The organism is Streptomyces sp. NPDC096311 (genome assembly GCF_044763085.1).
Taxonomy (GTDB): Bacteria; Actinomycetota; Actinomycetes; order Streptomycetales; family Streptomycetaceae; genus Streptomyces.
The window spans coordinates 273,929-287,133 of the sequence record NZ_JBIWFN010000005.1; the positions used below are offsets into that span (position 1 = coordinate 273,929).

The window sequence follows — 13,205 nt, forward strand, 5'->3', positions numbered from 1 at the left end:
GTCATGCGCACATCGGCACGCCTGCTGACCGTGGGTGCCGCTGCCGCCCTGCTCCTCGGCTGCGTGTCGGGACCGGCGGCGTCGAAGGGCACGGACGGTACCGACAGGAGCCGGGTGCTGGTCTTCTCGAAGACCGCGGGCTTCCGGCACGACTCGATCCCCGAGGGGATCGCGGCCGTACGGGAGCTCGGGGCCACGGGCGGCTTCGCGGTCGACGCCACGGAGGACGCAGGCGCCTTCACGCCACGCAACCTGGCGCGGTACGACGCCGTCGTGTTCCTCTCGACGACCGGTGACGTCCTCGACATCCCCCAACAGGCCGCCTTCGAGCGGTACATCAAGCGGGGCGGCGGCTATGTGGGCATCCACGCGGCCGCCGACACCGAGTACGACTGGGCCTTCTACGGCGGCCTCGCGGGCGCGTACTTCCAGTCGCACCCCGCGATCCAGCCCGCGACGGTCACCGTCGAGGACCGCTCCCACCCGGCGACCTCGCAGCTCCCGAGATCCTGGGAGCGCACGGACGAGTGGTACAACTACCGCTCGAATCCGCGCGAGCGGGCCCACGTCCTCGCCTCGCTCGACGAGTCCTCGTACACCGGCGGCACGATGAGCGGCGACCATCCGATCGCCTGGTGCCAGGAGTACCGGGGCGGTCGCGCCTTCTACACCGGGGGCGGCCACACCAAGGAGTCGTACGCCGAACCCGCCTTCCGGCAGCACCTGCTGGGCGGCATCCGGTACGCCATCGGCGCCGCCCAGGCCGACTGCCGCCCGGAGAACGGCTACCGGCCGCTCTTCGACGGCACGGCCGGGTCGCTGGCGGCGTGGAGACAGGCGGGCCCGGGTGCGTTCTCGCTGAGCGACGACGGCACGCTGACGTCGCACGACGGCCTGGGGATGCTCTGGTACGCCGGTTCCGGCATCGGCTCGTACTCGCTGAAGCTGGACTGGCGGGTGGCCGGGGACGACAACTCCGGCGTGTTCGTCGGGTTCCCGGAGTCCGACGACCCCTGGTCGGCCGTCAACAACGGCTACGAGATCCAGATCGACGCGACCGACGCCCCCGACCGCACCACCGGGGCCGTGTACAGCTTCCAGTCCGCCGACCTGAAGAAGCGCGACCACGCGCTGAACCCGCCGGGGGAGTGGAACACGTACGAGATCCGCGTGGAGGGCGAGCACCTCCGCGTCTGGCTCAACGGCGTGAAGATCAACGATTTCACCAACACCGATCCGGTACGAAGCCTGCGCGACGGACACATCGGCCTCCAGAACCACGGAGCCGACGACCAGGTGTCCTTCCGTGACGTCCGGATCAAGGAACTGCCCACGAAGGGCGACTGACCGGCGGCGGGCGGGGGACGCCGGACCCCCGCCCGCCGTCTCGCCCACCTCGCTCCTTTCTCCTCTCTCCTCACTCCTGTGTGGCTGACGTACGACAAGGAGGCTGCCCATGTCCCCCATGCCCGCGTCCCTTTCCGAACCTCGGGTGGGGGTGTGGCTGATCGGAGCCCGCGGCTCCGTCGCCACCACCGTCATCGCGGGCTGCGCGGCCCTCACCGCCGGCCTGCACCCCCCGACGGGCATGGTCACCGAGACATCCCTCTTCGCCGAGTGCGGCCTGCCCACCCTGTCCTCCCTCGTCTTCGGCGGCCACGACACCGTGGACTGCCCCCTGCCGAAACGTGCCGAGGCCCTGGCCGCCGGTGGCGTGCTCCCACCCGGCCTCCCCTCGGCGATCGCGGCCGAACTGGAGGCCGCCGACGCGGAGATCCGGCCCGGCGGCCCCGTCCCCGGCGACACACGGAACGACGCCGAGCTCGTGGACGCCTTCGCGGCCGATCTACGCGACTTCGTACGACGACGGGGCCTGACTCGTGCGGTCGTGCTGAACGTGGCCTCCACCGAACCCGCGCCCGTGGGCTCCGCCCTGCCCCCGAGCTCGCTGTACGCGGCGGCGGCGCTGGCGGCCGGCTGCCCCTACGTGAACTTCACCCCGTCCACCGGCCTGCACCACCCGGCGCTGGCCTCGGCGGCACGCGCCTGCGGCCTCCCTTACGCCGGCCGCGACGGCAAGACGGGCCAGACCCTGCTGCGGTCGGTGCTCGGCCCGATGTTCGCGCAGCGTGCACTGGAGGTCCGTGCCTGGTCCGGCACCAACCTGCTCGGCGGCGGCGACGGCGCCTCCCTCGCCGACCCGGCCGCCGCCGCGGCCAAGAACGCCGGCAAGGAACGGGTCCTCGCGGACACCCTGGGCGGGGCCCCGCAGGGCGAGGTCCACATCGACGACGTACCGGCCCTCGGCGACTGGAAGACCGCCTGGGACCACATCGCCTTCGACGGCTTCCTCGGCACCCGGATGATCCTGCAGACCACCTGGCAGGGCTGCGACTCCGCACTGGCGGCGCCCCTGGTCCTCGACCTCGCGCGCCTGGCGTCCCGCGCGCACGAGGCCGGTCTCTCCGGCCCCCTGAGCGAACTCGGCTTCTACTTCAAGGACCCGGTGGGCGACGGGCCCGCGGCGCTGGGTGAGCAGTACGCGGCCCTGGCGGGGCTCGCGGGGCGGCTCCGCGCACTCCCCGGGGAGACCCGATGACGACGCGCTCGCCCAGGCCGGACCGACCGACCACGACGAGCCCGCCGCGGACCATCACCCCGAGCCAGAGCCCGCGAGCGGGTACAACATCCGGTGCCGGTGCCGGTGCCGGTGCCGGAGTCAGTGTCGGAGCCGGAGCCGGAGTCAGTGCCGGGGCCGGAGTCAGGGCCAGGGCCAGGGCCAGGGCCAGGGCTTGGGCCGAACTCCTCCGTCTGCCCGCCCTGTTCACCGTCCCGGGCGACGCCCTCGCCGGCGCCGCCACCACCGGCACTCGCCCCAACCCCCACACCCTGCTCGCCATCGCCTCCTCCCTCTGTCTGTACGAGGCGGGCATGGCCCTCAACGACTGGGCCGACCAGGCCGAGGACGCCCTCGAACGCCCACACCGCCCACTGCCCTCCGGACGCGTCCGCCCGTCCGCGGCCCTCGTCTCCGCAGGCGCCCTCACGGCGGCGGGCCTGGCCCTGGCAGCACGCGCCGGACGCCCGGCCCTCGCCGTCGCGGCCCCCCTCGCGGCCACCGTCTGGGCGTATGACCTCGCGCTCAAGCGAACCCCCGCCGGGCCGGTGGCGATGGCCACCGCGCGGGGCCTGGACCTGCTCCTCGGCGCGACGGCCACCGGCGGCAGCGCCCGCCCCGCCCTGCCCTCCGCCCTGACCCTGGCCACCCACACCCTCGCGGTGACCACGGTGTCCCGCGGCGAGACCCGGGGCGGTTCGCCACTCGCACCGCTCGCCGCGCTCACCACGACGGGCATGCTCGCCTGGACGTTGACGAGGCCCCCGGGAGCCCCGGACACGGCCCCCTCCCGGCACCCCGCCGCGGTCCCTTCCCGGCACCCCGCCGCCGACGCCCTGCGCACCGTCCTCGCCGCCGCCTTCGTCACCACCTCGGGCCGCCCCCTCCTCCACGCCGCCCTCAACCCCTCACCCCCGCTCACCCAGCGAGCCGTCGGCGGCGGAATCCGCGCGATGATCCCCCTCCAGGCCGCCCTCGCAGCGCGCTCCGGCGCCCTCGCCTCCGCCCTTGTCACGGCCGCCCTCGCCCCGGCGGCCCGCAGATTCGCGAGGAAGGTGAGCGTCACATGACCCCGGCACCCCACCGCACGAACCCCCGGCCCCACGCCACGAACGCCCACCCCCTCCGCTTCGGCTACGGCACGAACGGTCTCGCCGACCTCCGCCTCGACGACGCCCTCGCCCTTCTCGCGGACCTCGGCTACGACGGCGTCGGCCTGACCCTCGACCACATGCACCTGGACCCCCTGGCCCCGGACGTCGCCGCCCGCACCCGGAAGGTGGCCCGCAGGCTGGACACCCTCGGACTCGGCGTCACCGTCGAGACCGGCGCCCGCTATGTGCTCGACCCGCGCCGCAAGCACGGCCCCTCGCTCCTCGACCCGGACCCGGCCGACCGGGCCCGCCGCGTCGACCTCCTCATCCGCGCCGTCCGCATCGCCGCCGACCTCGGCGCCCACGCCGTCCACTGCTTCAGCGGAGTACTCCCGGCCGACCCGGGCCACCCGGCCGACCCGGCCCGTCCCGCCGCCACGGCCGACACAGTCGAGGACACCGCCTGGAAGCGCCTCGCCGAGGCACTCACTCCCGTGCTGGACGCGGCCACCCACACCGCCGTCCCGCTCGCCGTCGAACCCGAACCAGGTCATCTCCTCGCCACCCTCGCCGACTTCCACCACCTGCGCCGCATCCTCGGCGACCCGCCCGCCCTCGGCCTCACCCTCGACATCGGCCACTGCCAGTGCCTGGAACCCCTGCCACCCGCCGACTGCGTCCGCGCCGCCGCCCCCTGGCTGCGGCACGTCCAGATCGAGGACATGCGCCGCGGCCACCACGAACACCTCCCCTTCGGGGACGGGGAGATCGACTTCCCGCCCGTACTCGAAGCCCTGGCCGCCACCGACTACCAGGCGCTGACCGTCGTCGAACTGCCCCGTCACTCCCACGCGGGCCCCCACTTCGCCGCACAGTCCCTCCCGTTCCTCCACCGCGCGGCCCGGGCGATCCCCGACGGCGGCGCCGAAGGGAGCACCCCGTGAACCAGCACCCGCACGCATCCCACGGCAGCACGGTGAACCACCCGGCCGAACCCGCCCTCGCCGCCCTGCACGCCCGCCTGAACACCTCCCTGGCTCCGCCCGCCCGCGCCTGGCTGGACCAGGCCCTCGACGAGGCCGCCGACCACCCCGGCACCCACGGACCCATCTCTGTCTGGGAGTTGCGCATCGCCGAGGCGGGCCGTCGCTGCGGCCCGGAGCATGCCGACGCCGCCCGCGTGCTCCTCCTGCACGCCGCCCGCGCCGACCCGGACGCACTCGCCCGCGTCTACCGGCAGGGCACGGCCGCCGAACGCCGGGCCGTCCTGCACGCCCTGCCCCACCTCGTGCCCGGCCCCGACGCGCTGCCCCTCGTCGAGGACGCCCTGCGCACCAACGACACCCGGCTCGTCGCCGCCGCCCTCGGCCCGTACGCCGCCCGCCACCTGGACGCCCACACCTGGCGGCACGCGGTCCTCAAGTGCCTGTTCACCGGCGTACCCGTGGACGTCTTGGCCGACCTGGCGCCGCGCGCCCACGCGGACGCCGAACTCGCCCGGATGCTCGGCGACTACGCACGGGAACGCACCGCCGCGGACCGACCCGTCCCCGAGGACCTGCACCGCGTCCTGGCCCTGACCGAGCCCGCCGCCCCCGCAGGCCCGTGCGGTACCTCCCGCACATCCGGCAAGGAGTCCTGATGCGCATCTTCGACCCTCACATCCACATGACGTCACGGACCACCGACGACTACGAGGCCATGCACACCGCCGGTGTCCGCGCCCTCGTCGAGCCCTCCTTCTGGCTCGGCCAGCCCCGCACCTCGGTCGCCTCCTTCCTCGACTACTTCGACTCCCTCCTCGGCTGGGAACCCTTCCGCGCCGCCCAGTACGGCATCGCCCACCACTGCGCGCTCGCCCTCAATCCCAAGGAGGCGAACGACCCCCGCTGCGTCCCCGTCCTCGACGAACTGCCGCGCTATCTCGTCAAGGACCAGGTCGTCGCCGTGGGCGAGATCGGCTATGACTCGATGACCCCCGCCGAGGACACCGCCCTCGCCGCCCAGCTGCAACTCGCCGCCGACCACGAGCTCCCCGCGCTCGTCCACACCCCGCACCGGGACAAGCAGGCCGGCCTGCGCCGCACCCTCGACGTCGTCCGGGAGTCCGCCCTGTCCCCGGACCGCGTCCTGGTCGACCACCTCAACGAGAACACCGTCAAGGAGGCCAAGGACAGCGGCTGCTGGCTGGGTTTCTCCGTCTATCCCGACACCAAGATGGACGAGGAACGCATCGTCGCCGTCCTGGCGGAGTACGGGCCGGAGCGGGTGCTCGTCAACTCGGCCGCGGACTGGGGCAGAAGTGACCCCCTCAAGACCCGCCGCGTCGCCGACGCCCTGCTGGCCGCCGGGTTCACCGAGGACGACGTCGACCGGGTGCTGTGGCGCAACCCCGTCGCCTTCTACGGCCTCAGCGGCCGGCTGAGCCTCGACGTCACCACCCCCGACGTCACCCACGAAGGCAACTCCATCCTGCGCGGCGGGGAGTGAGCGATGCGCCTGCGCCACCCCGACGGCTCCACCGTCCACCTCGCCTACTGCACCAACGTCCACCCGGCCGAGACCCTCGACGGCGTCCTCGCCCAGCTCCGCGACCACTGCGAACCCGTCCGCCGCCGCCTCGGCCGCGACCGCCTGGGCATCGGCCTGTGGCTGGCCAGGGACGCCGCCCACGCCCTCGTCACCGACCCCTCCGCGCTGCGCGGCCTGCGTACCGAACTCGAACACCGCGGCCTCGAAGTCGTCACCCTCAACGGCTTCCCCTACGAAGGCTTCGGCGCCGAAGAGGTCAAGTACCGCGTCTACCAGCCGGACTGGGCCGACCCCGAACGCCTCGCCCACACCACCGACCTGGCCCGAGTCCTCGCCCAGCTCCTGCCCGACGACGTCACCGAAGGCAGCATCTCCACCCTGCCCCTCGCCTGGCGCACCGCGTACGACCAGGAGCGGGCGACGGCAGCGCACACCGCACTGACCATGCTCGCCGAACGCCTCGACGCCCTCCACGAACTCACCGGCCGCTCCCTGCGCATCGGCCTGGAACCGGAACCCGGCTGCACCGTCGAGACCACCCGTGACGCCCTCGCCCCGCTCACCGCGATCGGTCACGACCGCATCGGCATCTGCGTCGACACCTGTCATCTCGCCACCTCCTTCGAAGACCCGCACACCGCCCTGGACGCGCTCGCCCAGGCCCGCGTCCCCATCGTCAAATCCCAGCTCTCAGCCGCCCTGCACGCCGAACACCCCCATCTCCCCGAAGTCCGCGCGACCCTCGCCGCCTTCGACGAACCCCGCTTCCTGCACCAGACCCGCACCCTCACCGCCGCGGGCCTGCGCGGCACCGACGACCTCGGCGAGGCCCTCGCCGGTGACGCCCTGCCCGACGCCTCCCCGTGGCGCGCCCACTTCCACGTCCCGCTGCACGCGGCCCCCGCCGCACCCCTCACCTCCACACTCCCCGTCCTGCGGGCCGCATTGACCCGCCTCGTCGGCGGTCCGCACCCCCTGACCCATCACCTGGAGGTCGAGACCTACACCTGGCAGGCACTCCCGCCGGAGCTGCGCCCCCGTGCCCGCGCCCAGCTCGTCGATGGCATCGCCGCCGAACTCACCCTCGCCCGGGACCTGTTGACGGAACTCGGCCTGAAGGAGCTGCCGTGACCCCACCACCCCAGGAGCCGTCCGTCCCCATTCCTCTCCTCGTCCTGGACGTCGTCGGCCTCACCCCCCGTCTCCTCGACCACATGCCCCACCTCAAGGCCCTCGGCCAGTCCGGCTTCCGCGCCCCGCTCGGCACCGTCCTGCCCGCTGTCACCTGCGCCGCCCAGTCCACCTTCCTCACCGGCACCCACCCGTCCGAGCACGGCATCGTCGGCAACGGCTGGTACTTCCGCGAGCTCGGCGACGTACTGCTGTGGCGGCAGCACAACGGTCTGGTGTCCGGCGACAAGCTGTGGGACGCCGCCCGGCGCGCGCATCCCGGCTACACGGTCGCCAATATCTGCTGGTGGTACGCCATGGGCGCCGACACCGACATCACCGTCACTCCCCGTCCCGTCTACTACGCCGACGGCCGCAAGGAGCCCGACTGCTACACCCGGCCCCCGGCCCTGCACGACGAACTCACCGAGAAATTCGGCACGTTCCCCCTGTTCCACTTCTGGGGTCCCGGCGCCGACCTCGTCTCCAGCCGCTGGATCATCGACGCGACCCGCTACATCAACCGCACCCGCCGGCCGCACCTGACCCTCTGCTACCTCCCTCACCTCGACTACGATCTCCAGCGCTTCGGCCCCGACGACCCGCGCTCCCTCCAGGCGGCCGCGGACCTCGACGCGGCCATGGCTCCCCTCCTCGACGACGCGAAGGCGGAAGGCCGCACCGTCGTCGCGCTCTCCGAGTACGGCATCACCCGCGCGGACCGCCCCGTCGACATCAACCGCGCCCTGCGCCGCGCCGGACTCCTCGAAGTGCACACACAGGACGGCATGGAGTACCTCGATCCGATGACCTCCCGAGCCTTCGCGGTCGCCGACCACCAGATCGCCCATGTCTACGTGCGCCGCCCCGAGGACCTGGAGGCCACCAAGGCAGTCCTCGCCGACCTGCCCGGCATCGAGCGGCTCCTCGACGACGAGGGCAAGAAGACCCACCACCTCGACCATCCGCGCTCCGGCGAACTCGTCGCCGTCGCGGAGCCGGACGCCTGGTTCACGTACTACTACTGGCTCGACGACGCCCGCGCGCCCGACTTCGCGCAGCTCGTCGAGATCCACCGCAAACCCGGCTACGACCCGGTCGAACTCTTCATGGATCCCCTCGACCCCTACGTCAAGGTGAAGGCGGCCACGGCACTGGCCCGCAAGAAGCTCGGACTGCGCTATCGCATGGCGGTCGTGCCGCTGGACCCCTCACCTATGCGCGGCAGCCACGGCCGCCTTCCCACGAGCGACGACGAAGGTCCGCTCCTCATCTGCTCCACCCCCCGCACTGCTCCCGGCCGCATCGCGGCCACCGAAGTGAAATCCCTGCTGCTCGACCTGGCCGGCCTCACCTGACGAGACCTGACAGGGCGTGACGAGCAACTACGGAAAGTGAAGCACGAGCCACTGACAACGCGTCCGGCGAGCGCTTCGCACGCCTCTGACCTGCGCACGAGCAGCAGCCTCAACGGCACCCGTCAAAGCCGTACACCGATCCGAAAGAGAGAAACCGTGACCGTCTTCAACGACGAACCCGCGACCGGCGAAGTCCTGCGCCGCACTCTCGGCCTCAATCGCCGCCGTTTTCTGAGCACCTGCACCGCCGCCGCGGCCGCGGCGATCGCGGCACCGGTCCTCGGTGCCTCGCCCGCCCTGGCCCAGGACCGGGGCAGAGGCCACGACCACGACCACGGCGGTGACGTCCTCGTCCCCGCGAACAAGCGCGGCATCATCCTCTACACCGTCCGGGACGCCACGGGCCGCGACCCGCTCGCCACCGACCTGCCCTCCGGATTCCGCGAGGTCTTCAAGCAGCTCTCGCGCTTCGGCTACCGGCAGGTGGAGTTCGCGGGATACGGCCAGCACGCCAACGCTCCCGGCGGCGCGAGCCTGGAGTCCGTGCAGGGCGCCAAGCTGCTGCGTTCCTGGCTCGACGACTACGGCCTGCGGGCGCAGGGCAACCACGGCTTCATACCCCCGTCCTGGCCCCTCACCACGGCAGACCTGGACACCTTCAAGAAGCACCTGGAGATCGCCAACATCCTCGGCATGGCGCACATGGGCACCGGTGGCGACCCCACCGGCAGCGCCTACCGCGCCGACTGGGACGTGGCCGCCGACAAGTGGAACGCGCTCGGCAAGATCGCCCGCCGCGAGGGCCTCAAGCTGTACACCCACAACCACGACGCGGCGTACGGCTTCCTGCTCGACGGGGGCCCGCTGGACTCCCAGGGCAATCCAACCCGCAGCTCCGGCATCCGCAAGCTGGAGTACTTCCTGAAGATCACCGACCCGAAGGTGGTCTGGCTGGAGATGGACATCTTCTGGGCGCACGTGGCCCAGTACAAGTTCCACACGTACACGGCCCACGACGGCTCCACCCGGGAGAAGGTGTTCGATCCCGCCGGGCTCGTCGTCCGCAACAACAAGCGTTACCCGCTCTTCCACGCCAAGGACGGCGTCGCCAACACGACGAACGGCATGGGCTACGACATGGTGCCCTTCGGTACCGGCGTCATCGACTACACCACGTTCTTCTCGCGCGTCGGTGACCGGAACTACCACAATCCGATGGTCGAGCAGGACAACGCCCCGAGCGCCACGGATCCCGGGCAGTCACTCACGCACGCGAAGATCGGCTACGACAACCTCGCGGCCCTCCGCAAGCGGCGTCACTAGCTGCGCGGCGGTGCACCGGGCGGCCCTCCCCACAACGCGCCACGTGGGGAGGGCCGCCCGATCCGTGCTCCGTGCCGGTAGGAGAAGCTCTCAATCCGTTGACCAGGAGACCTCTCAGCTCGCGGGCTGCGGCTGCGGAGTGCGCACCTCGCTGTCGCGCCCTGGCTGCTTCAGCAGCAACGCGATCGCCGCCGCCAGCATCGAGATACCGCCGGCCAGTGCGTACGCGCCGTTGTAGCCCCAGGCCGCGACCACCATCGAGCCGAGGCCGCCGCCGAACAGACCGCTGATCAGCTTGCCGCTGTACACCAGGCCGTAGTTGGTGGCGTTGTAGTTCTCGCCGAAGTAGTCCGGGGTCAGGGCCGCGAACATCGGGTAGAACGCGCCGCCGCCGAACCCGGAGAGGAAGGCGAAGAACAGGAACAGCCACTCGCTCTTGATGTCACCGGCCCAGATCACGCCGAACTGCGCGAGACCCAGCACGACGATGACGAACACCAGGGTCAGTTTGCGGCCCCAGGTGTCGGACAGCCAGCCCACCACGGCCCGCCCGATGCCGTTGATGACGGCCATGATGCCCATGGAGGACGCCGCCACCAGCGGGCCGAAGCCCACCTCCTTGGCGAAGTCGACCTGGAAGGAGATCCCGAAGATCGACACGCCCGCGGTCATGACCAGAGTGATCCACATCAGGGGCAGCACACCCGTCCTGATGGCCTCCTTGGGCGTGTACTGCTTCACCGCGGGAGGGTTCTTGGCGAGGGCGGCGGAGGTCTTGCTGTTGCCGCCGTACGTCAGCGGGTCGATGTCCGAGGGCCACCAGTTCTTCGGCGGGTCCTTGAAGAAGAACGCGCACGACAGCACGACGATCATCACGTAACAGCCGATGAGGTCCAGGACACGGTGGTAGTTCCCGGTGTCGAACGCGTAGTTGAAGATGAAGATGAACGGCAGGGAGCCGTACGCGAATCCGCCGTTGACGAATCCGGTCCGCGCGCCACGGCGCTCGGGGAACCACTTGCCGACCATGTTGATGCAGGTCGCGTACACCAGGCCGGAGCCGAGGCCGCCGATGACGCCGAACCCCAGGATGGCCAGCAGCACGTTGCTCAGGTGCGAGAGGGCCAGGAAGCCGATCACACACATGATCGCGCCGATGTACATGGCCCTGCGGGCGGTGAGGATGCCCCGCTCCCGCAGCCAGCCCGCCGGGAAGGCTATGCCGGCCTGGAAGAAGACCCAGACGCTCAATATCCAGAAGGTGTTGCTCTGCGTCCAGCCGTGGGCGTGGGACAGCGTGTCCTCGGCCGAGCCGTACGCGTATTCGAAGACGCTGATGGCCATCATGGCGATCCACGGCAGATACACCATGAACGTGCGGGAGTGGCCGAGGATGTCGCGGTCCGTCTCACCGATCCGGTAGACACGGCCCCGGGCGTCGGTGACTTCACGGTACGAGCGGTTCGAGGCGCCGGCGGTGGCCGACGCGCCATGGGTGGCGATGGGTTCTGTCGTCATGTCACGCCATCTCCTCGCCGAGCGGTTGCGGGTTGGGGACGATGCTGCGGGCCTTCGGGCGGCCCGGTGATTTGAGGAACAGCGCCAGCACGGCGGAGGCGAGGCCGATGGAGCCCGCGAGCACGAAGGCCCCGTGGTAGTCCCACGCGCCGACGACGACCGCGCCCATGCCCGAGCCCACGAGGCCCGAGATCAGCTTCGAGCTGTAGACCATTCCGTAGTTGGACGCGTTGTTGTTCTCGCCGAAGTAGTCCGCCGTCATGGCCGCGAAGAGCGGGAAGATCGCCCCGCCGCCGAATCCGGAGACCATGGAGCAGAACAGGAAGAACGGCATGCTGCCCATCTGGCCGGAGACCAGCACCCCGAACTGGGCGGAGCCCAGCACCAGACAGACGATGATCAGTGTGTTGCGGCGTCCGAAGCGGTCGGAGATCCAGCCGATCACGCCGCGCCCCGTGCCGTTGACGATCGCCTTCAGGGACATCGCGGTGGCCACGATGCCGCCCGCGAACCCCATGTCCTTGCCGAACGGCACCTGGAAGGCGATGCCGAAGATGTTGATCCCGGCGGTGCACAGCAGACAGAACCACATCATCCAGAGAACGGGCGTACGGGCAGCCTCCTTGGGGGTGTACTGCTTCACCGCCGGCGGGTTCTTCTCCAGCGCCCGGCGGATCCTCGGGTCGTCGGACACCTTCAGCGGATCCACGTGCGGGGGCCACCAGCCCTTGGGCGGGTCCTTGAAGAACCAGCCCGCGAAGGCGACCACGGCACAGCAGACCAGGCCCACCGTCACCAGGACGCCCTGGTAGTTACCGAGGTCCATGTACGAGGTGAACAGGAAGACGAAGGGCACCGAGCCGTAGGCGAAACCGCCGTTGACCAGGCCCGTCTTGCCGCCCTTGCGCTCCGGATACCACTTGCCGACCATGTTCACGCAGGTCGCGTAGACCAGGCCGGCGCCGATACCGCTGAACATGCCGAAGCCGATGTACGCGACGGTCACATGCGGCGCGAACGCGAGCGAGAGGTACCCCAGGACCGTGCCCAGCGCGCCGAGCATCATGGCGTACCGTGCGGGCAGCCGTCCGCTCTCACGCAGTTGCCCGGCAGGGAAGGCGACGGCGGCCTGGAAGAATATCCAGACGCCCATCAGCCAGAAGATGTGCCCACTGCCCCAGAGATGGGCGTCGTGCAGGGTGTCCTCGGCGGAGGTGAACGCGTACTCCGAGGAGCTGATGCCCAGCATCCCCATCCAGGGGAAGAGCACCATGGTCCAGCGTGGTCGCCCCATGATGTCCTGATCGGTCTCACCGATGCGGTACAGGCGGCCGTTGCGATCCGTCACCTCCCTGTAGGGGACGGATGTCGATAGGTCGGTGGTTGTCATGTCGGTTCAGCACCCCTCGCGTCGAAAGATCTGGCCAGCGCCCCCTGTCCAAATGCCTTTCGTGTGCGCACGGGTCCTGGGGGGGGGGGGGGGGGGGCCCCCGGGCCCCCCCCCCCCCCCGGCGCCGCCCCCCCCCCCCCCCCCCCCCCCCCCCCCCCCCCCGGGGCTGATCGCCCGGGCCCCGGCCCCCGCGGCGGCGCCGC

General features: G+C 71.3%; 11 protein-coding genes. 9 read left to right on the forward strand and 2 right to left on the reverse strand.

The annotated features are described in order from the left end of the window. The first annotated feature begins 3 nt into the window (after nt 1-3). The 9 genes from ACIRA5_RS15440 to ACIRA5_RS15480 all read left to right on the forward strand — a co-directional run bounded on the left by ACIRA5_RS15440 (nt 4) and on the right by ACIRA5_RS15480 (nt 10,094). The gene (locus ACIRA5_RS15440) at nt 4-1,347 is read left to right on the forward strand and encodes a ThuA domain-containing protein (protein WP_403691023.1); all 1,344 of its coding nucleotides are present in this window, start codon (nt 4-6) and stop codon (nt 1,345-1,347) included. A gap of 118 nt (nt 1,348-1,465) precedes the next feature. Continuing rightward, a complete protein-coding gene (locus ACIRA5_RS15445) occupies nt 1,466-2,599 on the forward strand; it encodes an inositol-3-phosphate synthase (RefSeq protein ID WP_403691332.1) in 1,134 nt (377 codons plus the stop codon). Next, nucleotides 2,596-3,687: an SCO3242 family prenyltransferase gene (locus tag ACIRA5_RS15450; RefSeq protein WP_403691024.1), complete on the forward strand. Its 1,092-nt coding sequence runs from the start codon at nt 2,596-2,598 to the stop codon at nt 3,685-3,687. Before ACIRA5_RS15445 ends, ACIRA5_RS15450 begins: the two co-directional genes overlap by 4 nt. Then, nucleotides 3,684-4,655, forward strand: a complete 972-nt coding sequence (locus ACIRA5_RS15455) for a sugar phosphate isomerase/epimerase family protein (protein ID WP_403691026.1) — start codon at nt 3,684-3,686, stop codon at nt 4,653-4,655. The genes ACIRA5_RS15450 and ACIRA5_RS15455 overlap by 4 nt, the downstream gene beginning before the upstream one ends. 32 nt (nt 4,656-4,687) lie before the next feature. Then, nucleotides 4,688-5,353, forward strand: a complete 666-nt coding sequence (locus ACIRA5_RS15460) for an EboA domain-containing protein (protein WP_403691333.1) — start codon at nt 4,688-4,690, stop codon at nt 5,351-5,353. Next, nucleotides 5,353-6,201, forward strand: a complete 849-nt coding sequence (locus ACIRA5_RS15465) for a TatD family hydrolase (RefSeq protein ID WP_403691027.1) — start codon at nt 5,353-5,355, stop codon at nt 6,199-6,201. The genes ACIRA5_RS15460 and ACIRA5_RS15465 overlap by 1 nt, the downstream gene beginning before the upstream one ends. 3 nt (nt 6,202-6,204) lie before the next feature. Next, entirely contained in the window at nt 6,205-7,374 is a 1,170-nt protein-coding gene (gene eboE, locus ACIRA5_RS15470; RefSeq protein ID WP_403691029.1) for a metabolite traffic protein EboE, read from the forward strand. Then, nucleotides 7,371-8,771, forward strand: coding sequence for a nucleotide pyrophosphatase/phosphodiesterase family protein (locus tag ACIRA5_RS15475; RefSeq protein ID WP_403691031.1), 1,401 nt, complete (start codon nt 7,371-7,373; stop codon nt 8,769-8,771). Before eboE ends, ACIRA5_RS15475 begins: the two co-directional genes overlap by 4 nt. 156 nt (nt 8,772-8,927) lie before the next feature. Continuing rightward, complete coding sequence (locus ACIRA5_RS15480) at nt 8,928-10,094, forward strand: sugar phosphate isomerase/epimerase family protein (protein ID WP_403691032.1); 1,167 nt, start codon at nt 8,928-8,930, stop codon at nt 10,092-10,094. 114 nt (nt 10,095-10,208) lie between these two features. Here the strand turns inward: ACIRA5_RS15480 and ACIRA5_RS15485 are convergent, their stop codons facing one another. Both ACIRA5_RS15485 and ACIRA5_RS15490 read right to left on the reverse strand, forming a co-directional pair. Beyond that, entirely contained in the window at nt 10,209-11,612 is a 1,404-nt protein-coding gene (locus tag ACIRA5_RS15485) for an OFA family MFS transporter (protein ID WP_403691033.1), read from the reverse strand. Nucleotide 11,613: 1 nt separating this feature from the next. Next, complete coding sequence (locus tag ACIRA5_RS15490) at nt 11,614-13,002, reverse strand: OFA family MFS transporter (protein WP_403691035.1); 1,389 nt, start codon at nt 13,000-13,002, stop codon at nt 11,614-11,616. Nucleotides 13,003-13,205 lie beyond the last annotated feature (203 nt).

What these genes read in the sequence shown, in the direction of transcription:
- ACIRA5_RS15440 (WP_403691023.1), top strand. Translation starts at nt 4, where the DNA reads ATGCGCACATCGGCACGCCTGCTGACCGTGGGTGCCGCTGCCGCCCTG.
- ACIRA5_RS15485 (WP_403691033.1), bottom strand. Translation starts at nt 11,612, where the DNA reads ATGACGACAGAACCCATCGCCACCCATGGCGCGTCGGCCACCGCCGGC.
- ACIRA5_RS15445 (WP_403691332.1), top strand. Translation starts at nt 1,466, where the DNA reads ATGCCCGCGTCCCTTTCCGAACCTCGGGTGGGGGTGTGGCTGATCGGA.
- ACIRA5_RS15465 (WP_403691027.1), top strand. Translation starts at nt 5,353, where the DNA reads ATGCGCATCTTCGACCCTCACATCCACATGACGTCACGGACCACCGAC.
- ACIRA5_RS15450 (WP_403691024.1), top strand. Translation starts at nt 2,596, where the DNA reads ATGACGACGCGCTCGCCCAGGCCGGACCGACCGACCACGACGAGCCCG.
- eboE (WP_403691029.1), top strand. Translation starts at nt 6,205, where the DNA reads ATGCGCCTGCGCCACCCCGACGGCTCCACCGTCCACCTCGCCTACTGC.
- ACIRA5_RS15455 (WP_403691026.1), top strand. Translation starts at nt 3,684, where the DNA reads ATGACCCCGGCACCCCACCGCACGAACCCCCGGCCCCACGCCACGAAC.
- ACIRA5_RS15490 (WP_403691035.1), bottom strand. Translation starts at nt 13,002, where the DNA reads ATGACAACCACCGACCTATCGACATCCGTCCCCTACAGGGAGGTGACG.